The sequence below is a fragment of the Halomonas sp. R57-5 genome, from assembly GCF_900070345.1.
Classification (GTDB): domain Bacteria; phylum Pseudomonadota; class Gammaproteobacteria; order Pseudomonadales; family Halomonadaceae; genus Vreelandella; species Vreelandella ventosae_B.
Genome location: NZ_LN813019.1, coordinates 1,283,979 through 1,304,924, shown reverse-complemented (window position 1 = coordinate 1,304,924; position 20,946 = coordinate 1,283,979). Strand labels below are relative to the sequence as shown.

The window sequence follows — 20,946 nt, the reverse complement described above, 5'->3', positions numbered from 1 at the left end:
GCTATCATGGAAGGACTAGTTCGAAAAAACTGTTCGGAAAAACCTGGTCGTGAAAATTAGTTAAGCAGGTGAGCGTATTTTTCAAACACCTGATAGTTTTCGCGCATCAGCTCGTTGGAGCGCTCTGGGCCTACCCAAACGCCGCCCATTTCGTTGCGCTCAAGCTGCTCTTGAACATCTTTGCGGGCAAGCGCACTTTGAATAGCCGAGGAGATCTTCTCGAAACGCTCAGGATGCTGGCGCTCCATTTCACTGGTCACTGCAAAGCCGCGCATTGAGCCCTGAAGAACGGGCACCTCAAGATTCATCGGCGCCAGCGCTTCATTGATTGGGAGTGCATCCCACTGCTCAATGCGCTCATCACTTACGATCGCCAACGGGGTTAAGAACTCACGGATTCCCTCACTGCCCTGGGCACTAATAGAGACGAAATCCACCTGCCCACCCGCTACCGCTGAACGGGCTTCGCCACCGCTGTTATAGGTCACCAAGTTGAGGTTATCTTGGGGAATACCTGCTTCATCAAGTAGCAAGCGCACCATTAAGTGACCAGCAGAGCCTTGAACCACCGCACCGCGTACTTGACCCTCTTCTTCGCGGATCGCTTCAAGCAGGCTTGGCAGGTCTTCATAACCGCTGTCTTTATTTGCAGCGATTAGATCCAAATCAAACCACTGGAAGTTGATATAAGAAAAGTCGTCGACACTAAACTCTGCATCACCAGTCAGGATCGAGTTGGTTAAGTAAGGAGCAAACGTCGAGGCATAGACGGTATAACCATCATCAGGCACGTTAAGGACGTAATTAGAAGCAACCTGAGTGCCCGCACCGGGGCGATTAGTTACTTGTACCGGCACACCTAGCTCTTCGGAAATAGGCCCTGACATCATGCGGGTCATACGATCCGCGCTTCCGCCGGTGCCAAAACCTACCACCATGTTGAGCGGTCGAGAGGGAAAGTCGTCAGCTACAGCAGGAAGCGCCATTGATAGAGAGGCAATGGCGGCCGTTGCCCCTACCAATATCGATTTGATATTAAACGATAAGGAAGCACTGGAAGTGTTAAGCATAGCGTGGCTCTCTTTTTATAGGTTTGTTTGGTTTTCGCACAGGTATCTCGCTGTGAGCTTAGAACGCTACTCCCCGAAACTGTCACCAACCTTGCATAAAGTAAGAACGCAACTAAAGTCTAGTCCTCACTAACTACCTGCCGATTGAACAACGCGATGCCTGCATCAATGGCTGTGCAGAAAAAGATCGCTATCAATATTCCACTGACTTTCAGGTTATCTAGGTGTTTCTTAGCGTAAGCTAAAGTATTGGTTCGGACTGTCGATAGTACTATTAGCCTGCTTAGAACCTATTTCCCTAAGCAGGCCTGCGTAGTCGCTGTTGCGCCTGCTTAAAATAGCCTTTAACACTATCGAGAGATTGCCATGACCATCTCTTTACCTACCGGGAGTGCCCCTTTAGACGCACATCCTTTACGTAGTGAGCCGTCAAATGCCCAGCAAGTAACAACAACATCGGTCTCTTCCAAAGCCGCAACGACGGATTCCAATACCAGCATTCACTTGGATCTTTCGCCCGTGGCTAGAGGCATAGCCTCAGCTTCAGAAAAGGCTGGTAACACACAGGAAGCGAAGAACACTAAAATCGATGAAAGCGATCTCCCACAGGAGGTCAAAGAGTTACTAAAGCGAGTTGCTGAATATAGAGAAAAATTAAGGGAGAAACAGCAGGAACTGGAAGATGTTATGCGCGACCAGTCCCTAAACGATGAACAACGACAAGCAAAACTTGACGCCCTGCAACAGGAAATCAGTAGCCTCAATAATTCGCTTCAAGAGGCTATGAGCCAACTAAGCAAACTCGTCACTCAGATGGATCTTGATGATGACGCTGTTGTCGGAATGATGTCATTGGCCATGTCTTGATGACGTATAGGCGTTAAGGATTGACCTGCCGATTGAGAAACGCGATGCCCGCATCTATGGCGCCGCCACGCAGCAGGAAGCTAGTAATGTGGCCGCGCCAGCGCTGCAGGTAAAGCTCGCTCTCTATATTGTTGTCCTGCAGGGCTTTATAAAAGTCCGTAGCGTGATCGACCGGCACTAGTTGATCCCAATTGCCGTGGAACAGAAAAAAAGGCGGCGCCTTCGGGGTAATTTGCCGCGCGGGTGAGGCTAAGCGATATGCTTCGTTTTCTTCAGCGCGGGTACCGCCGATAAAGTCGACCACTAAGCGCCCATCATCAAATTTGAGCAAATCACTGGGTAGCCCGCCAGCCAATACCGCGGCTAAACGGCTCTGCTCGCCGCCGTAGGGTTCGGCCAGCGGCCCTTCTGCTCCCGCCACCGCCAGCAAGCTCACCAAATGCGCACCGGATGAAAACCCAACGCCTACAATTCGGTTTGTATCCACTTGCCACTCATCCGCATTAGCGTGAATCCAGGTCATCGCCTGCTGCAAATCATGCAACTGGCTAGGGAAGCGATACTCCGGCGCAAAACGGTACTCAATATTCACCGCCACGTAGCCTTGCCCCGCCAACTGCTCGGCGATGCCCTGCATATCTTCCGGCGTTCGATTGCGCCAGCCACCACCGTGTACCACCAAGGCGGCTGGTCGCAGCCCGTCACTTAAATTATTAGGCAGGTAAACGTCCGCCGTTAACGCCTGGGGCCACTCGTCTGGCGTGTAGGTTGCTGGCGGAATGCGTGTAAAGGGCTGGGGTTCGTGCAGTTGACTACCTTCAATGGCAGGGTCATCACCTTGGCTAACGTGCTGGACAGCGCTACAGCCACTTAGCAATAAGGCAACCGCCCCTAGGCCAGTAACTCGGCGTAGGGTGGTAAGTGCTCCATGCTGTTGCCACTCGCGAATTAGCTTGGTACGCGACATTATGTTTCTCCTGGATTAATAGGTGACCCCTCACCTACCCACTACGACCTGCAACAAGCCAATAAGATCATGATTGTTGCACACTATCTGCAAACGGTTTGCACGCCGCCTAGTGATACTGGCATCGTCAACTCACCAGGAGAGAACTATGAACGTTTCAAGTGCTAAGAAAATGTCAATTCGCCAACTGTTTGCCCCTGCCCTGCTGGCTATCGCCATTATGCCATTAGCGTTTGCCGCTCAAGCGCATAGCCACGGTGACCATGAAGGCCAAGGCCCTGATCGCGAGCGTATGGAAGAACGCATGGAGGAGCGTCGCCAAGAGGTGTACGAGCGTGCTGATATCTCAGCTGAAAAACAGGCCGAGCTCAACGAGGCACACGCCGAACATCGTGAAGCCATGCAGTCACTGCGCGAAGAACACCACGAGCGTGTAGCTGAAATTCTCACCGAAGAAGAGCAAGAAGCACTGCGCAACGCCATGCAAGAAGCCCATGAAGAGTATCGTGGCAAGCATGGCAAAGGTGGCCACCACGATGATCATAGAGACGAGCATGCCGATAGCGAATAAACGCGGGTAAATCGTCAAAAGTAGAGCCAACGCCCGGTATCCCCGGGCGTTTTTGTATCTATGCGTTCGTCACCACACTGCTAGCTTCACGCTAATTCAACCCAAATAGAGGAGGTTAACTTGAAGGGGGGCGCTTAATCGCGTATTTTATTTGAACGTTCATTCAAAATAAAATCATCTTTCAACAACAGGAGTCCGCCTGCATGGCGAAAGACAACCCCATCCTCCCCTCCCGCGACCGCCTCAACCCCGTGGTTTTCCACGGCAGTGTGGCGGGTATCATCATTTTTTTGGTGCTCACCATGCTGTTCACCGAACAAGCAGGTGCCTTTTTTGATGCCGGCCTTGCTTGGGTAAGCAAAACCTTTGGCTGGTACTACATGCTCGCCATTGTGGCGTATCTGGTCTTTGTCATTGCGATTGGTATGTCACGCTTTGGCAGCATCCGCTTGGGGCCCGATCACTCACGACCTGAGTTTTCGCTGCTCTCCTGGTCTGCCATGCTGTTTGCCGCGGGTATCGGTATCGACCTGCTATTTTTCAGTGTTGCCGAGCCGGTTGCCCACTATTTGGCACCGCCGGATTTAACCCCGGAAAGCCAGGCAGCGATGCGTAACGCCGTCGTTCAAACCTATCTGCACTGGGGGCTCTCCGGCTGGGGGCTGTACGTGTTGATGGGTATGGCGTTGGCCTACTTTAGCTACCGCCACCGCCTGCCGCTAGCGATCCGCAGCGCGCTCTACCCAATTCTGGGCAAGCGTATCCACGGCCCCATTGGTAACGCTGTCGACATTACTGCGGTGATCTCCACCGTGTTCGGCATCGCCACCAGCCTGGGTATTGGGGTGATGCAGCTCAATTACGGCCTCACCTATATGTTCGGCGTGCCGGAAACGCTCACCGTGCAGGTGATTTTGATTGTCTTGGTGGTCGTACTGGCAACGATTTCTGTGGTAACCGGCGTTGAGAAAGGCATTCGTCGCCTCTCTGAGTTCAACATGCTGTTGGCATTGGCGCTGATGCTGTTCGTGCTCTTCTCCGGCGACACGCTGGTTTTGCTGGATAAGGTGGTCAATAACGCAGGTGATTATCTGTCTGGGTTTGTCGGTGCCAGCTTTGACACCTACGCGTTTGCCGATGAAGGCGCCCAAGAGTGGAAGATGTGGTGGACGATCTTCTTCTGGGGCTGGTGGATTGCCTGGACACCGTTTGTGGGTCTGTTCCTGGCGCGTATCTCCCGCGGCCGCACCATTCGTGAATTTGTCGCAGGCGCCTTGTTTATTCCGCTCGCCTTTATGATGGTGTGGATGTCGGTATTTGGTAACAGCGGTATTGAGCTGGTCGCCAACCAAGGTGTTGCCGAGCTGGGTGAGCAGGCCCTTAACACCCCGCAAACCACGCTCTACACACTGCTTGAGTACTATCCCTATGTAGGTCTTACCGCCGCGGTCGTCACCGTGCTGGGCATCGTATTCTTTATCACCTCTGCGGATTCGGGTGCGCTGGTATTGGCCAACTTCACCTCGATTTTGAGCGATGTGAACCACGATGCGCCGGTTAAATTACGTATTTTCTGGTCGGCGGTGATCGGCTTGATCACCATTGCCCTGCTCATGGCCGGTGGCTTGAACGCGCTGCAGAGCGCTGTGGTGATCACCGCACTGCCCTTCTCGCTGGTTATTTTCGCGGTGATGGTGGGCATGTATAAAGCCCTGAAACTTGAAGGTAGCAAAGCCGATGCCCGCCGCATGATTGCCGGAGGCGCCCCAGGCGGAGACTGGAAGGAGCGTTTGGATCGCGCCCTGGATACCTCTAATCGTGCAGGTGCCGCTGCGACGATTGAGCACTCCATTCGCCCAGCGATGACGCAGTTTGCTCAGGAGCTTGAAAGCCGAGGCCAAACCGCCAATGTGACCGAAGAACACGTTGAGGGCGAATCTCTACCTAACCTGATGCTCCAGGTCGACTTCGGCGAAGCTACCAGCTTTGTCTATCAGGTGTGCCCGCACCGCATGCGTACACCAAGCTTCATCCCCGCCGATGATGACTTCTATGTACGTCTGGACGTCTACCTAGCAGAAGGTGGTCAAGATAAAGACCTTAACGGTTACACCCGTGGTCAGGTAATTGGAGATCTGGTGGCTGAGTATGAACGCCATCTGCACTTCCTCACCTTGGCCGGTCAGCAGATGGGCCATGTGCAGGCGATGCCTGGCACTATCGGCGAGCCCCCTGAAGATTCCCAAATGTAACGGCGCTAGCATTTAAGCGAAAAAACAATCCCGGCCACGTGCCGGGATTTTTTGTGCGCAAACGACTCCGCGACTAACGCCTTGTTGTGCAAATTTCAGCGCAGGCGTAGCGTAATGACTTGTTTTCCCTATTCTTAGGAGACTGGCCCCATGTCCCGTGCCCATCGCTCTTCGGCTTACGTTTTCCCGCTGCCTGGCAGTGCGCTAGTAAGCACTTGGCGTGAAGGGTATACGCTGGCCAAATTAAAGCGCGATGTTATGGCGGGACTGACGATTGGTGTGGTGGCGGTACCGCTTTCCATGGCACTGGCAATCGCCACCGGCGTGCCACCCCAGCACGGGCTTTATACTGCCATCGTAGCGGGCGCGGTGATCGCCTTAACCGGCGGTTCACGGTTTAATATCTCGGGCCCCACCGCCGCCTTCGTGGTCATTCTTTTTCCTATTGTGGCCAATCACGGTCTGGGTGGGCTGCTGATTGCCACGCTCATGGCGGGTGCTATCTTGGTCGCGCTGGGACTTTCGCGGTTGGGCAGTCTGATTCAGTACGTCCCTTACCCGGTGATTCTTGGCTTTACGGCGGGCATTGGCGTGGTGATTGCGCTGTTGCAACTACCTGACTTTCTTGGTTTATCCGGGGTCGAGCTTGGCGACAGCACCCTGCAGAACCTAATGCTGATTGGCCAAGCGCTACCCACACTTTCACCAGCAGAGATCAGTGTTGGGCTTATCACCCTGGCGACGCTGTTAATCTGGCCCCGCCTGAATACGCCTGTACCTGCCCCGCTGGTAGGTTTGGCGGTGGGCACGGTGGTGGCTGCGCTATTGCTGATGAGTGGTGTTGAAGTCGATACCATCGCTTCACGGTTTAGCTGGGAGTTCGAAGGTGAGAGCGGCAGTGGAATCCCCCCCTTTGCGCCTAGCTTCACCGCGCCGTGGCATTTTCCCGGCGCAGATGGCACCCCACTTGAGATCAACTTTGCACTGATTCAGGCGCTGCTTGGCCCGGCATTGGCGATTGCACTACTGGCGGCGATTGAATCGCTGCTGTGTGCCGTAGTGGCGGATGGCCTAACCCGCACCCGCCATGACCCTAACGCCGAACTGATTGGCCAGGGGCTGGGCAATATGGTGGTGCCCTTCTTTGGCGGCATTACCGCCACCGCGGCCCTGGCCCGCACGGCGACCAATATCAAAAGCGGTGCCTGTTCACCTGTCGCCGCGGTGGTGCATTCGCTGGTGGTATTACTTGCCGTGGTCGCGCTAGCGGGTGTGCTGGGATATGTGCCCATGGCCGCCTTAGCCGCCCTGCTGTTTATCATTGCCTGGAACATGAGCGAGGCTCGCCACTTTGTACATACGCTGAAAAGCGCGCCCGTCAGCGATGTATCAGTGCTGGTGATCTGCTTTGCCCTCACGGTAATTTTTGACATGGTGATCGCGGTGGCCGTCGGTATTGGCCTTGCGGCGGCGCTATTTATCCGCCGTATGGCACAGCTAACCCATACCCAGCGTTTAGACACACCCGATTCCGGCCAACACTTCCCCGCCGAAGTAGCGCTCTACAAAATCAGTGGCCCGCTCTTTTTCGGTGCGGCAGAAAAGGCTATTGCCACGCTGCGGGTGATTGATCACGGCGTTCGGATTGTCGTTTTGGATATGCGCGATGTGCCCAGCCTGGACACCACCGCCATGGTGGCGCTGGACAGCCTGCGCCGGGAACTGGGTGAGCAAGACGTAGGCGTTATATTTGTTGGACTGCCGCCGCGTATGGCGCTGAAAATTAAACGCGCGGGCATTAAGCGCGAAGCGGGTAAGTTAGCGGTCGTCAGCAACCTTGCCCACGCCGAGCGCATGTCGCAACGTTGGTTGGGCTGGCGGGATCAGGATAGCAGCAAGGTGACGGCGGGGACTTAATAGCGGCGATGTAATGGCAACGGTGGCATTAGAAAGGGGAGTTGCCTCCCCCGGTTGCTTATATAGCCAGCTTTCAGCTCGCCATATCAAGCACAATACGGCCTTCTATCTTGCCGTCGATCATGCGCTGGAAAATGTCGTTGATATTGTCCAGCGTATCGGTTGCTACCGTCGCTTTGACCTTGCCTTCGGCGGCAAAATCCAGCGCCTCCTGCAAATCACTCCGCGTGCCGACGATAGAGCCACGAATGGTAATACCGTTGAGCACCGTGCTGAAGATCGGCAGCGGGAAGTCGCCGGGCGGTAAGCCATTGAGCACCAACGTTCCGCCGCGGCGTAGCATATTCTGCGCCTGATCAAACGCCTTCGGCGATACCGCTGTGACCAAGGCACCGTGAGCGCCACCGATGGTTTTCTTCAAGTACGCCGCCGGGTCGGTGTTCATGGCGTTAACCGTTACCGTAGCGCCTAAGCGCTCGGCCAGGGCTAGCTTTCCATCATCGATATCCACCGCGGCAACATTCAGCCCCATGGCTTTGGCGTACTGCACCGCCATATGGCCCAGACCACCAATGCCCGAAATCACCACCCACTGGCCGGGGCGGGTATCGGTCATTTTCAAGCCTTTATAAACCGTCACTCCCGCACACAGCACCGGAGCTATTTCAATGAAGTCGATGGCATCCGGCAGGCGCCCAACATAGCCCGCATCCGCTAAGGTGTAGTCGGCAAACCCACCGTTAACGCTGTAGCCGGTATTTTGCTGAGACTCACACAGGGTTTCCCAACCGCCCAAACAGTGCTCGCAGTAGCCACAGGCCGAGTAGAGCCAGGGTACGCCGATACGATCCCCCTCTTTGACATGGGTGACACCTGCACCCACCGCCACGATATGCCCAACGCCTTCATGGCCGGGAATAAATGGCGGCGAGGGTTTCACCGGCCAATCGCCGTGGGCGGCGTGTAAATCGGTATGGCAAACCCCAGAGGCCGCCACTTTCATCAACACTTCGCCCTGCTTAGGGCGAGGTACGTCGACTTCTTCTATGACCAACGGCTGGCCAAACTCACGAACGACCGCCGCGCGCATTGTGCTATCCATGATGCAACTCCTAATAGTTTTCGATACGGCCATTTAAAAACGGCTCTTATCGGTAGAGTCAGCGTCAGGGGGACTGACAATACCGCCCGGCGAATACCGGGCGGTGTGGCTAGCAGAACGCTTAGAAGAAGCCCAGCGGGTTGATATCGTAGCTGACCAGCAGGTTTTTGGTTTGCTGGTAGTGCTCAAGGGCAACTTTATGGGTTTCGCGGCCAACGCCGGATTTCTTATAGCCACCGAAAGCCGCGTGGGCCGGATACTGGTGGTAGCAGTTAGTCCAGACACGCCCGGCTTGAATGCCGCGGCCCATGCGGAAAGCGACGTTCATGTCGCGGCTCCACACGCCTGCGCCCAGGCCAAACTCGGTGTCGTTGGCAATCGCCAGCGCTTCCTCTTCGTCTTTGAACGTGGTCACCGCCACCACCGGGCCAAAGATTTCCTCCTGGAAGACGCGCATCTGGTTATTGCCCTTCAACAGCGTGGGCTGAATGTAGTAACCGCTGTTAAGGCTGTCGTCCATGGTCTCTTTATTGCCGCCAGTGAGGAACTCCGCGCCTTCGTCGCGAGCGACATCCATGTACGACATGATCTTGTCGAACTGCTCTTGGGAAGCCTGAGCCCCTACCTGCACATCGGTATCCAGTGGATTACCGCGCTTGATGGTTTTCGTGCGTTCGATCACCTTGGCCATGAACTCTTCGTACATGCTCTCTTGGATCAGCGCGCGAGACGGGCAGGTACACACTTCACCCTGGTTAAAGAACGCCAGTACCAAGCCCTCTACCGCTTTATCAATAAACGTCGGTTCGGCGTTCATAATATCAGCGAAGTAGATATTGGGAGATTTACCGCCCAGCTCTACGGTGGAGGGGATAATATTTTCCGCCGCGCATTTCAGAATATGCGAGCCAACGGGGGTAGAGCCGGTAAAGGCGATTTTGGCGATGCGTTTGCTGCTGGCCAATGCCTGACCCGCTTCGGCGCCAAAGCCGTTGACGATATTAAGCACGCCCGGAGGTAGCAGGTCGCCAATCAATTCGACGACTTTCAAAATCGATGCTGGGGTTTGCTCGGCAGGTTTGAGCACCACGCAGTTACCCGCCGCCAGTGCCGGTGCCAACTTCCAAACCGCCATTAGAATCGGGAAGTTCCAGGGGATAATCTGGCCCACTACGCCCAGCGGCTCGTGGAAGTGATAAGAAACCGTGTTGGCATCGATATCCGCCGCCGTGCCTTCCTGCGAGCGTAAGCAGCCCGCAAAGTAGCGGAAGTGGTCAACGGCGAGAGGTAGATCCGCATTGAGGGTTTCGCGTACCGCTTTACCGTTATCCCACGTTTCCGCGACGGCAAGCATTTCCAGATTTTGCTCAATGCGGTCGGCAATTTTCAGCAAAATATTGCTGCGCTCTTGGACGGAGGTTTTCCCCCAGGCAGGTGCCGCTTTGTGGGCTGCGTCCAACGCTTTATCGATATCTTCTGCCGTGGAGCGGGGGATTTCGCAAAACACATGCCCATTGACGGGGCTAATATTGTCGAAGTACTGGCCTTTCACCGGGGCGACAAACTCGCCACCGATATAGTTGCCATAGCGTTTTTCAAATGACACCAAAGAGCCGGTATCACCAGGGTTGGCGTAGATCATTGTCGTGCTCCTGAGTATTATGATTATTTAGGTGCATTGACAGTGTTGTTCACTAAAGCAAATGGCGATATAGCCCGATGGCAGGATTAGCCCTCATCCCTTGGTAGGAGACGCCATGTATTCTCTGTTGGTGGCGGATGACCATCCGCTGTTCCGCGACGCACTACAAACCGTGATTAGCGGGGGCTTGGCAGGCAGCCAGTTATTGGAAGCGGAGAGCCTCGCTGACGCCATAGCGCTAATTGAAGCGAACACCGAGTTAGATCTACTGCTGCTGGATTTAAGCCTGCCGGATGCAGAAGGGCTAGACGGTTTAACACGGCTGCGCGAGAAATTTCCCTCGCTGCCGGTGGCGATCGTATCTGCGCATCAGGAGCGCCAGCTGGTACTCGATGCGATTACCTTGGGCGCGGTGGGCTATATCCCTAAATCCACCCCCCGGGAAGCGCTGCTGGCCGCGTTAACACAGATTCTTGAGGGTCAGCTCTACCTGCCGCCCGATGTGATGCGCCGCCCAGCGCCGCGCGCTGTTTTGGCACAACCCACCACCCAGACTTCGTCGTCCAGTGAGCGCTTAGCACGCTTAACCGATAAGCAGTTAGAGGTATTGGCGTGCATGACGACAGGCATGTCGAACAAGCATATTGCCCGGGAACTATTGATTGCCGAAACCACCGTTAAAACCCATGTCTCGGCGATTTTACGTAAGCTGAATGCCACGAGCCGGGTTCACGCGATCGTTATTGCGGGCGAAGAGGACCTAAGCTTTCACCGGGCCAACCGCACTCGTTAGACTGCGCCATTAGGCTTTATTGAGTAGCGTGCCAAGCAGCATGCGCAGCCGCAGGGGCTTTAAGGGTTTGAGCAAGCAGTGCATGCCGGCTTCACGGGTGGCACGCTTAATCTCCGCTTCGTGATTGGCCGTAATCACCACCGCAGCCAGGCCGGGATAGCGCCGCTGCAAGCGTGCGGCCAGCTCAATACCGGTTTCGCGGTGCTCGCCCAAATGATAATCCACCAGTAATACCGCCGGGCGTTCACCGTCACTGGCGGCTTCCAACGCACTTACCGTGGCGGCAGCCCGCACCCGGCAGCCCCAACTGCCCAGCAGCGCTTGCATGCCTTCTATAATCGCCAGGTCGTCATCAATCACCCAAATGACGCAGCCGCTCAACGCCTCCTCGTCAGCCTCAGGCAGTATCGCGCTACGCGTGTTGCTCACTGCGGGAACCGTTGCCGTTGCGTAGGGCACGGTAATCGAAAATAGCGCACCCACGCCGGGGCGAGAGGCCAGCGATATCGGCTGCTCCAGCATGATGCTGATACGATCGACGATGGCCAGCCCCAGCCCCAAGCCACGGCTGTGGGCACTGTTAGGCTGATTAGCGCGCCGAAACTCGAGAAAGATGGCTTCGCGCTGCTGCTCGGGAATGCCGGGGCCGGTATCGCCCACCATAATTTCCAGGCCGTCCCGCCTGCGTCGACAGCCCAGCAGCACACGGCCCTGGTCGGTGTAACGCACTGCGTTGCTTAAGAAGTTGCGAACCACCCGCGCAAGCAGCGCCAGATCGGACTCAACCACCGCGCTGGAAGGCACATAGTGAAGCGCCAGTCCCCGCACCCCGGCCACTTGGCGATACTCTTCGGCTAGCGCATCGAGCAGCGTGCTCACCGCAAAAGGCGCTTTATCAGCGTGTAGCACACCTGCGTCCAAGCGCGAAATATCCACCAGTGTGCCTATCAAACCTTCGACATCTTTCAGCGAGCGGCCTATATGGCTGACTAGCATTTGCGAGGTTTCAGGCAGCGAATGGGTCTCCAAGGCGCTGGCAAACAGCCGGGCAGCGTTAAGCGGCTGCAGCAGGTCGTGGCTGACCGCCGCCAGGAATTTCGTTTTGGATAGGTTGGCGGCTTCAGCTTCGGCTTTCGCGGCCAGCAAGCGCGTATTAACTTGGCTCAGCTCGTCTAAGGTGCGGTGCAGCGCGTCGGTGCGCTCACGCACCTGCTCGGCAAGTAACACCGAGCGCTCAAACGCCGCATAGGGGGCCGGATCAGCACCGCCCCCGGTTTCCACCCGCTCCATCAGCGCTTGGCACACTTTACGCAGGCGGCGGTTCTCTTCCCGCAGCGCTGCCACGTCCGCCTCATCAGAGCCCTTTGCCGCTGCTGTGTGTTCAGCCGCGTCAGTGGCTGTCGTTAGCTGGAAGAGATCCAAACGCCACCCCCGTAAACGTTTGATTCACATGCATGCCGTGATGCTGCTCGCCATAGGTATTGAAGCCCACTACGCCTGCTTGGCGCAGCAGTTGTGATGCCTGATCCAGTTGTTGCAGTGCCTCAAGCTCCATGCGGCGCAAAAAACAGTCGCAGCCAATAATCATGCTCGGCGTCCCCAGCCTGGCGCTCACCCCGGCAAGCATCACTTTGAGATCATCCAACAGCGGGGTTGGCTGCATGGCCGTGAGTACAATGCCGTTTTCCACCGCACAGTAAAAACTCAAGCTACTGTCACTGTTAACACGTTGAATGGAGCGCACATAGTGCTGCCCACCGATGCGCACGGCGAGTGGGTGGCGGGCAAAAACGGCGGCGCTCAGCTGTGCAGGCGCCATACCTACCAGCTCAGCATATACCTGGGCGGCAGGTAGCCCATTGAGCTCAATCACCCGCCGCTGCTCACGGTCAGCCTCGGTCACCACCAGCTTGTGGGTCAATGGGATTAAGTGATGGGTTGAAAACACTTCAAAGGGCAGCCGGGTGTTGATCATCACCACCACCGCCGCACGCGTATGGAAGCGCCCGGCGGTGTACACATGGGTATGGCTAAGGTGATTGTCATCACCCGCCGAGCCGCCAAAACTGGGAATACGCCCTAGCGCAGCGTCTAAGGTAGCGAGCACCTGCTCTTCACGGCTGGATAGGCCATCCAGTAGGGTCAGCGCAAAGCTGTGCTCATTAATCGGCGCGATGACTTGTTGGCGACACTGCTCCAACAGTGTATCGACCAGCGGTTGAGCGTTGGCCAGCTCAAAATGCTCAAGGTCATCAATCAGCGCGGTTTCAATGGCGAACAGGCGGCGATCAAATCCGATAGCCACGATGGAGCCACGATCATAGCCTGCAGGCGTTATTTCTCCAGCTGTGGTACAGCCACTTAGTGACGTGGTGGGGAAACAGCTTTCCAGTGCATTCGCCAGGGCCGCTAAATCATACTCCGCACTGCAGAAGAACAGCACGAAGCCCAAGTGTTCGTGGCGTAAAATGTCGGCTAGCTCCGCCGCGGCCTGGTTAGCATTAGTCTGCTGGCTGGTCGCAGTGCGAATACCCYGTTCAGCCTGATAAGTGGTCACGGCTCCACCTCTCCAGTGCAGCATGCGTATGCGCCGCTGCGAGCCTTAACGTACTAAATACTTCATCAAGTTGCGTGGATGTGGACCGCTGTGTTTTGGCTAATGTCTCAAGCTGTTTTGCCAGCTCGGCAATCTTGTCGGCCCCCATGCTTAATGATTCACCACGCAGTTGATGCGCAAGCCGCGCGACTTGCTGTTCCTGCTCTGGCGTTAAGGGGGTTGCAGCCAAGCACGCAGCCAATTGAGCGGAGTAATCACTGACTTGCTGGTGGTAAAGCATGATCAGCTGGATCATGCTGGCTTCCCCCAGCGCTGTTTTCAGCATGCTAAGGGTGTCGCTATTAAGCAACGATTGCTCTCCAGTGAGCCCTGGGATCACCGCTAACGCCTGTAAAGGCATAGTGTCCAAGGAGGACAGTTGCAACGCCAGTACGTTACTTAATGCAGAGAGCGACAGCGGCTTGGTGACGTAATCATCCATACCCACTGCCAGGCAGCGTTGTCGGTCATCTTCGGCGCCACCGGCCGTCATGGCAACGATCGGTACACTGGCTAACCACCCGCCCTGTTCACGCAGACGCTGGGTGACCGTTAGGCCATCCATATCAGGCAACTGAATATCCATAAAGATCAGATGCACCTGCTGCGACTGAACCATGGCCAAGGCGTCATGGCCACTCTCCGCCCAGACGATATCGCACCCTAAGCGCGCCAATAAACCCATCGCGACTTTGCGGTTGACAGCGTTATCCTCTACAAGCAGCAGCGTTGTGCCGGCAAAGTCCCGCTTGGGCACTGGGGGCAGCGATGTTGCTACGGGGTCAGCGGCGATCAAGGGCAACTCGCACCAGAAGGTACTCCCCTGGCCTGGGGTACTTTTTACCCCTAAACGCCCTTGCATCGCTTCGCTTAGCCGTTTGCAAATTGCCAACCCTAACCCAGTGCCACCAAATCGACGTGCCACCGACGCGTCTGCCTGCTGAAAAGGCTCAAACAAGCGTTGTTGTTGCTGTTCGCTTAGGCCACACCCCGTGTCACTAATCTCAAAGAGTAGCTGCTCCACCGTTGAGGAGACCCGCACGCGGACTTCACCGTGGTCGGTAAATTTGATCGCATTAGCAATAAGATTTAGCAGAATTTGCCGCAGTCGGCCTGCATCGACCAGCACCCAGGTTGGCACCAGCGCATCCACATTAACCGTCAGCGCTAGCCCTTTCATTTTTGCTCGGGGCGCAAACAGCACCACCACGCTATCAATCAGCGGTTTGAGTTCTGTGGGCGATGTTTCAAGGGTTAAGTACCCTGCTTCAATTTTTGAGAAATCGAGAATTTCATTGATCATTGCCAGCAATTGATTGGCGCTATCGTGGATCGTCTGTGCGTAATCCTCCACCTGAGCGGGACTCGCTGATTCGCGTAACAGCTCGCTCATGCCGATAACGCCGTTTAGCGGCGTGCGAATTTCATGGCTGACCATGGCTAAAAAATCTGACTTGGCTTGATTCGCCGCCTGAGCCTGTTTGGCAGTGACTTCCAACTGGCGGCCAAGCTTCTCCTGATTGCGCCTTATCGCCGCACTTTCACGCATTTCGCGCACCAAAAAGGCAATCACCAGAAAGGCCGCTAAGCTCATGCCAATAATCAGGCTCATAAGTAGCTTGTAAAGCAGGCTAAGCTGGGCACGCTCTTCCGTTGCCGATTCAGCTAAATAGCCGTTAATCGCAATCACCAACCGTTCAGTTAGCCGCGTTAGCGCCTGTAGTTCATCTTCCAGCGACGCTACCGGCAACTGGTTCAGTTCGAGCGCATTGTAGGGCGTAAACATAATATCCAGCACATCAAGCTGCTGCTGGATTTGGCTCAGTAGCTCACGGGCGGTATCGATCTGTTGCAGGAGGTTGCTGACTTCACCGTCGTTAAGCAGCGTGATGCGGCTATAGAGTAACTCAAAGCGGAGATTGAGTTCCTCGTGAGCCGCAGGTGATAACGGCTCACGGGTCACTGCCAGCAAATGATTCAGTAGCTGTACCGCATCGCGATCCAGTTTATAGACAACCCATGCCGTATCTTCACGCAGACTTTGAGTAAGATTTTCCTGCCGCCACGCAGCCAGGGTGGCGACGACCAGTGCCGCAGCGAACAGCAGCACCGCGACAATGGCAACGAGCTTAAAACGAAGAGGATAACGCAGTAGGCTGGAGGCCTGCGCATTAGAAGCGCTAGAGAACATTAATATGCATAACCTGCCATACCGCTCTAAAGCGAATTTTTTCGCTTAACAGCGTTTCATCTTGATCAAAGGGATAAAGCACCCACAAAGGGCCATATTCTCGAATTGGAATCGCCTCACCATTTTTGGTCATGGCTAAGATAACATCGTGATCATTAAAATCGCTGACCGGTATTTCGGCTTCGTAGCCGTTCAGCGCGGAGACGAGCACTGCATCTGCATCATACTCCTGGCTTAATAACGCCAGTAAATCACGCATTAACGGGCCACTATAGTGACTGCTGCCCTCTGTCCAAGGCGTGCTGGTCTCAAACTCGTGCTGCGGTAATGCCGCTAACATGGCACGGTCAAACTGCGCTTCACTGCCCACGTTGGTATGGTCAATATTACCGCTGACGGTCAAGATAACGTGCCCGCTAGGCGCCTCTAAGTCATTAGCCGATTCAGCAAGCCCCGCCAGAGGAGTGCTGAACATCAGCACGACCCACCCCATTAACAACGCTTTCACAGTGAACACCTCACACAGGATTACTCTCTGGTTATACCAGCCAGGAGCAATAGAAGAAGATAGCGTAAAGACTACGCTATCTCCTTTAACAGGTCAGGGTAAATACTGTTTTTCGTCGCTATTTTTAGCAACCAGAGCGTTATTAACTGTTCACAGTTGGGTTACGTTTTAATTTTCTCGAAGGGCTCAATGCGCACAAGCTCTTCATAGGCGTGCCAGCTTGCGTGGCCTAAAACGGGCAAGATCAGCGCCAAACCGATATAGAACGTCATCACACCCACCAGAACGCACAGGGTAAGAATCACCGCCCACAACAGCATCACACGGAAATTACGTGCGACACAGCGCACGCTGGCTTCAATACCCTCCATAAAGGTTAGATCTTGATCCATCAGCGTGGGAATCGCTACAACGCTAATAGCGAAGGCACCAAAAGCCAGGATGCCGCCAGCCACCGTGCCAACCGCTAACATTCCTAAACCTTCAGAAGTGGTCAGGAGTGAGGTGTAAAGTGTAGCGGGGCTGGGGACTTCAAAGCCAAAAAACAGTGCAAAGAGAAGTGTTGCCAGGCGTATCCAGGCGAGGAAGAAGATCATCATCATTACGCCCATCATTGCCAACTGCCCGGCATGGGGTTTCCAACTGCCGAACGCATCGCCTAGGTTAGGCACCTGGCCACGCTCCAACGCCCTGCTGATGCCATAAGATCCCACTGCCACCAGTGGGCCAATAAACATAAAACCAGCAATCATGGGCAGTAGCCAGTACCAGTACCCCATGGTGAAAGCGCCTAAGGTAATAGCGATACTTAGTCCCACCCAAAACATGCCATAAGAAAGGCTTACTACTGTAGCACGGCGAAAATCCTCTACGCCTGCAGCTAACCACGCCCTGGGTCGATCCAAACCGACCTTGTTGATAGTGATTTTAACGCTGGGCAGATCCGAAGAGTGGTTTGTTTTTGTTGTAGCCTCATTCATGGCATTACTCCTGTCGTTCCTGATATAGACCCTGGATTCAGGATTTACCTCAAACGCATCAACGCGGGTTACTCGCTGACGGTATTAATGCCAACTCAATGGCTGAACATTATCTTTTAATACCCTCTTAATGTAGCTGACCAGGGCTCTTGGCGGGTGGCACTTTGAGATACGCGTACAAAAAATCCACGAAATAGCGATAAAGCGCCAATTAAATTGCTGCGTTAGCAAAATTAGATATAGTTAAAAAGTGCTATCGACAGCCATAAAAAAACTCCGAGCACTTGCCCGGAGTTCTTGGTTTTTCCTATGCGACTAGCGCTACACAAGCATGGCGTCTAGCGCACAATCATTACCGACATTTTGGCATGGTGCACCACGTGCTCGGCATTGGGTCCGAGCACATAATCGACAAACTTACGCTTGGTATGGGAGGCCATAACGATCAGGTCGACATCCAGCTTTTTGCCTGCCTTAATAATCGCCTCCCAAGGTGAACCATCCACAATGACACTTTGCACCTGAATGTCGTCGGGGACATTCGCCTTGATAAAGTCATGAAGCGCAGCTGTGATAGCCTCATGCGCTTTTTTGGCGAAGTCCTTGGGGAAATAGGAGCCCACCATGGGCATGCGATAGTCCGGCAGTACCGTCACCACATGCAGCGAGGCACCGAACGTCCGACATAGCATCAGGGCGGTGGGCAGCGCCTTCGACCAGGAAGCTTCCTCGTTTAGGTCCACCGGCAACATGATCTTGCTGTACATGGCCTTCTCCTTCATGCGGTGGCAGCGGCTGACGTGTTCTCACGACGGCGGCGCTGCATCAAAACAATCAACCCAAAGACCAGGAAGGCAGGAATCCACATTAGCTCTTTCGTCCAGCGGTCAACGGGGGCCAGTACCTCAATGATTTCTTGATCGAAGTCGAAACCAAGTTCTGCCGCTTGGCTTCCGTAGGTCACCATATCCACGGTTGCCGTGCCGTCTTCAATAAACAGCTCCATGCCCAGATTATCGAGCCGCTCCTGCCCCGTTTCACCTTCCGGCACCGGTAGCGTCATATAGGTGGTCATGGGGTCGCCATAGTCATCGAGACCGGCAATCTGCAAGCGCAGGGTGGAGTCTTCGTCGACATCGCCCAGCGCTTCGACGAACTGCGCGGGGGGTATCGATTCATAGGGATCATGGATCATGTCCATCCAGAAACCGGGCCGGAACAGCGTGAACGCAATCAGCAGCAACACGACAGACTCATACCAGCGGTTGCGGGTAATCATGAAGCCCTGGGTCGCCGCGGCGAAGATCAGCATGGCGATGGTCGACACCACAAAGATCAGTACCCCCTGCAGGAAGGTCACATCGATGAGCAGCAGGTCGGTATTAAAGATGAACAAAAACGGTAGCGCCGCGGTGCGCAGGCTGTAATAGAACGCCTGGAAGCCGGTTCGAATGGGATCGCCACCCGATACTGCCGCCGCCGCAAAGGACGCCAGCCCCACCGGCGGCGTAACGTCGGCCATGATACCGAAGTAGAACACGAACAGGTGTACCGCAATCAACGGCACCAACAAGCCATTTTGAGCGCCCAAGCTGACAATAACCGGCGCCAACAGCGCCGATACGACGATGTAGTTAGCCGTCGTTGGCAGCCCCATGCCGAGAATCAAACTAAGTACGGCGGTAAGCAACAAGATCAGCATCAAGTTACCCATGGCAAGCGTTTCCACCACCTCGGCCAGTACCAGCCCTACCCCGGTCTGCGATACGGCACCAACGATAATGCCGGCGGTGGCCGTGGCGATGCCGATACCTATCATATTGCGGGCACCGGTGACCAAGCCACTCCACAGATCCAGAGCGCCTTCGCGCAGATCCGCACGCATATCGCTGCGACCCCGAAAAATCGACGTAATAGGGCGCTGGGTAAGAATGATAAAGATCATAAACACCGTGGCCCAAAAGGCCGACAGCCCAGGCGACAAACGCTCAACCATCAGACACCAGACCAACACAATGACCGGCAGGATGTACTGCAGGCCCACTAACACCGTTGGCTTGGTTTGCGGCAGCGAAAAGATCGGCTCGTTAGGATCATCGAGTTCGAGTTCGGGGTAACCTGCCGCCAGTTTAAGCAAGGCGATATAGATAAACGTAAGCCCAACCGCCACTATCCAGGGTGTCGCATCGCCCAGCACCGGCTTGAGCCAGCCAAGACCGTAATAGACCGCCAGGGCGGTGCCCATCATAAGTAGCAAGCCACCGAGAAAGCCGATAACTTTATTGACCAGCGGCTTAGGTGGATTGCTGCTTTTAAGCCCCTGCATATTGGCCTTTAGGGCTTCCAGGTGAACGATATAGACCAGCGCAATATAAGAAATCAGCGCGGGCAGAAAGGCATGTTTGATGACCTCAACATAAGAGATACCGACATACTCGACCATCAGGAAAGCGGCCGCCCCCATCACCGGGGGCATAATCTGTCCGTTGACCGATGACGCCACTTCGACAGCACCCGCCTTTTCGGCTGAGAACCCAACGCGCTTCATCATCGGCACCGTAAAGGTACCGGTGGTGACCACATTGGCGATCGAAGAACCAGAAATCAGCCCGGTCATGGCCGAAGCTACCACGGCGGCCTTCGCTGGCCCACCGCGGTAGTGGCCGAGCAGCGAGAACGCTACCTTGATAAAGTAGTTGCCAGCACCCGCCTTATCGAGCAAGGCACCGAACAGTACAAACAGAAACACAAAGCTGGTTGAGACCCCCAGGGCAATACCGAAGACCCCCTGCGTCGTCAACCACTGATGATTGATCAAGCCGAAGAGACTTACCCCACCATGGGAAAGAATACCCGGCATCCAAGGGCCGGCCAGGCTATAGATAAGAAAAACCGACGCCACGATCATTAACGGCGGGCCAAGCGCTCGGCGGGTCGCCTCAAGCAGCAGCAGTATTCCGGCGATGCCAATAATAACGTCCTGCAGTATGGGTGCACCGGGACGCTGGGATAACTGCTCATAAAACATAAACATGTAAGCGCCACAAAAGGCCGCCGCCGCTGCAAGCACCCAATCCTGAATCGGAACACGGTCGCGAGGCGAGCGCTTGAGTGCCGGATAGGCCATATACGCCAGAAACAGCGCAAAGGCTAAGTGAATAGAGCGGGCTTCCGTGGCATTAAAGACGCCAAACCCTAGAATGAAGGGCACTGGGGAAGCGATCCACAATTGAAAAAGAGACCACGCTGCCGCAATGCTCACCAAGAGCTTGCCGGGCATGCCGGCTGGTTTACGGGCTCCCGTGTCACTGGAGGCGACCATATCCTCCAAGTCTACTCCGGCTCCCGAAGGCCCGTGCTTATCGTCTTTCATATGCCTGCCCTTCTCCGAGTCGATTGACGCTTAATTGCCATACCGAAATGCCCCATCAACATTCAAAACCAAAATGCGCGGCACCCTCGGGTAACCGCGCATTCCTTACCAAGGTAG

The 20,946-nt window shown here is 55.1% G+C and carries 16 protein-coding genes; 5 read left to right on the top strand and 11 right to left on the bottom strand.

Annotated elements, in window-relative coordinates:
- Nucleotides 1–56 precede the first annotated feature (56 nt).
- Entirely contained in the window at nt 57–1,070 is a 1,014-nt protein-coding gene (locus tag HALO_RS05900) for a Bug family tripartite tricarboxylate transporter substrate binding protein (protein WP_009287368.1), read from the bottom strand.
- A gap of 366 nt (nt 1,071–1,436) precedes the next feature.
- Between HALO_RS05900 and HALO_RS05895 the strand changes: the two genes are divergently transcribed.
- A complete protein-coding gene (locus HALO_RS05895) occupies nt 1,437–1,937 on the top strand; it encodes a hypothetical protein (protein ID WP_035585253.1) in 501 nt (166 codons plus the stop codon).
- A gap of 13 nt (nt 1,938–1,950) precedes the next feature.
- On the opposite strand, the gene HALO_RS05890 is transcribed toward HALO_RS05895, so the two are convergent.
- Nucleotides 1,951–2,904: an alpha/beta hydrolase gene (locus HALO_RS05890; protein WP_035585255.1), complete on the bottom strand. Its 954-nt coding sequence runs from the start codon at nt 2,902–2,904 to the stop codon at nt 1,951–1,953.
- Between the two features lie 148 nt (nt 2,905–3,052).
- Here HALO_RS05890 and HALO_RS05885 point away from each other — a divergent pair, with 148 nt between their 5' ends.
- From HALO_RS05885 to dauA, 3 genes are all read left to right on the top strand, one after another.
- Nucleotides 3,053–3,475: a hypothetical protein gene (locus HALO_RS05885; protein ID WP_035585257.1), complete on the top strand. Its 423-nt coding sequence runs from the start codon at nt 3,053–3,055 to the stop codon at nt 3,473–3,475.
- 203 nt (nt 3,476–3,678) lie between these two features.
- Nucleotides 3,679–5,727, top strand: a complete 2,049-nt coding sequence (gene betT, locus HALO_RS05880) for a choline BCCT transporter BetT (protein ID WP_035585259.1) — start codon at nt 3,679–3,681, stop codon at nt 5,725–5,727.
- 150 nt (nt 5,728–5,877) lie between these two features.
- A complete protein-coding gene (gene dauA, locus HALO_RS05875; RefSeq protein WP_035585261.1) occupies nt 5,878–7,644 on the top strand; it encodes a C4-dicarboxylic acid transporter DauA in 1,767 nt (588 codons plus the stop codon).
- 73 nt (nt 7,645–7,717) lie between these two features.
- On the opposite strand, the gene adhP is transcribed toward dauA, so the two are convergent.
- Together adhP and exaC are read right to left on the bottom strand one after the other, a co-directional pair.
- On the bottom strand, nt 7,718–8,746 hold the full coding sequence (gene adhP, locus HALO_RS05870; RefSeq protein WP_035585262.1) for an alcohol dehydrogenase AdhP: 1,029 nt from the start codon (nt 8,744–8,746) through the stop codon (nt 7,718–7,720).
- Between the two features lie 121 nt (nt 8,747–8,867).
- Entirely contained in the window at nt 8,868–10,388 is a 1,521-nt protein-coding gene (gene exaC / locus HALO_RS05865) for an acetaldehyde dehydrogenase ExaC (protein ID WP_035585263.1), read from the bottom strand.
- 115 nt (nt 10,389–10,503) lie between these two features.
- On the opposite strand from exaC, the gene HALO_RS05860 reads away from it, so the two are divergent.
- A complete protein-coding gene (locus HALO_RS05860) occupies nt 10,504–11,181 on the top strand; it encodes a response regulator (protein ID WP_035585264.1) in 678 nt (225 codons plus the stop codon).
- A 9-nt stretch (nt 11,182–11,190) separates the two neighbouring features.
- Here HALO_RS05860 and HALO_RS05855 read toward each other — a convergent pair whose 3' ends face one another.
- The 7 genes from HALO_RS05855 to HALO_RS05825 form a co-directional block, all read right to left on the bottom strand.
- On the bottom strand, nt 11,191–12,603 hold the full coding sequence (locus tag HALO_RS05855) for a hybrid sensor histidine kinase/response regulator (protein WP_035585266.1): 1,413 nt from the start codon (nt 12,601–12,603) through the stop codon (nt 11,191–11,193).
- Complete coding sequence (nosP, locus tag HALO_RS05850; protein ID WP_092490814.1) at nt 12,572–13,738, bottom strand: nitric oxide-sensing protein NosP; 1,167 nt, start codon at nt 13,736–13,738, stop codon at nt 12,572–12,574. The genes HALO_RS05855 and nosP overlap by 32 nt, the downstream gene beginning before the upstream one ends.
- Entirely contained in the window at nt 13,719–15,968 is a 2,250-nt protein-coding gene (locus tag HALO_RS05845) for a hybrid sensor histidine kinase/response regulator (protein ID WP_035585270.1), read from the bottom strand. The genes nosP and HALO_RS05845 overlap by 20 nt, the downstream gene beginning before the upstream one ends.
- Nucleotides 15,958–16,461: a molybdopterin-dependent oxidoreductase gene (locus HALO_RS05840; RefSeq protein WP_035585272.1), complete on the bottom strand. Its 504-nt coding sequence runs from the start codon at nt 16,459–16,461 to the stop codon at nt 15,958–15,960. The genes HALO_RS05845 and HALO_RS05840 overlap by 11 nt, the downstream gene beginning before the upstream one ends.
- 176 nt (nt 16,462–16,637) lie before the next feature.
- On the bottom strand, nt 16,638–17,456 hold the full coding sequence (locus tag HALO_RS05835; RefSeq protein ID WP_035585275.1) for a DUF2189 domain-containing protein: 819 nt from the start codon (nt 17,454–17,456) through the stop codon (nt 16,638–16,640).
- 338 nt (nt 17,457–17,794) lie between these two features.
- On the bottom strand, nt 17,795–18,223 hold the full coding sequence (locus tag HALO_RS05830) for a universal stress protein (RefSeq protein ID WP_035585277.1): 429 nt from the start codon (nt 18,221–18,223) through the stop codon (nt 17,795–17,797).
- Nucleotides 18,224–18,234: 11 nt separating this feature from the next.
- On the bottom strand, nt 18,235–20,829 hold the full coding sequence (locus tag HALO_RS05825; protein WP_035585279.1) for a TRAP transporter permease: 2,595 nt from the start codon (nt 20,827–20,829) through the stop codon (nt 18,235–18,237).
- Between the last annotated feature and the right edge of the window lie 117 nt (nt 20,830–20,946).

Coding starts and splice junctions, on each gene's coding strand:
- HALO_RS05840 (WP_035585272.1), bottom strand. CDS start 16,461: ATGGGGTGGGTCGTGCTGATGTTCAGCACTCCTCTGGCGGGGCTTGCT.
- HALO_RS05825 (WP_035585279.1), bottom strand. CDS start 20,829: ATGAAAGACGATAAGCACGGGCCTTCGGGAGCCGGAGTAGACTTGGAG.
- HALO_RS05830 (WP_035585277.1), bottom strand. CDS start 18,223: ATGTACAGCAAGATCATGTTGCCGGTGGACCTAAACGAGGAAGCTTCC.
- dauA (WP_035585261.1), top strand. CDS start 5,878: ATGTCCCGTGCCCATCGCTCTTCGGCTTACGTTTTCCCGCTGCCTGGC.
- HALO_RS05845 (WP_035585270.1), bottom strand. CDS start 15,968: ATGTTCTCTAGCGCTTCTAATGCGCAGGCCTCCAGCCTACTGCGTTAT.
- HALO_RS05860 (WP_035585264.1), top strand. CDS start 10,504: ATGTATTCTCTGTTGGTGGCGGATGACCATCCGCTGTTCCGCGACGCA.
- HALO_RS05890 (WP_035585255.1), bottom strand. CDS start 2,904: ATGTCGCGTACCAAGCTAATTCGCGAGTGGCAACAGCATGGAGCACTT.
- exaC (WP_035585263.1), bottom strand. CDS start 10,388: ATGATCTACGCCAACCCTGGTGATACCGGCTCTTTGGTGTCATTTGAA.
- adhP (WP_035585262.1), bottom strand. CDS start 8,746: ATGGATAGCACAATGCGCGCGGCGGTCGTTCGTGAGTTTGGCCAGCCG.
- HALO_RS05885 (WP_035585257.1), top strand. CDS start 3,053: ATGAACGTTTCAAGTGCTAAGAAAATGTCAATTCGCCAACTGTTTGCC.
- HALO_RS05900 (WP_009287368.1), bottom strand. CDS start 1,070: ATGCTTAACACTTCCAGTGCTTCCTTATCGTTTAATATCAAATCGATA.
- HALO_RS05895 (WP_035585253.1), top strand. CDS start 1,437: ATGACCATCTCTTTACCTACCGGGAGTGCCCCTTTAGACGCACATCCT.
- HALO_RS05835 (WP_035585275.1), bottom strand. CDS start 17,456: ATGAATGAGGCTACAACAAAAACAAACCACTCTTCGGATCTGCCCAGC.
- betT (WP_035585259.1), top strand. CDS start 3,679: ATGGCGAAAGACAACCCCATCCTCCCCTCCCGCGACCGCCTCAACCCC.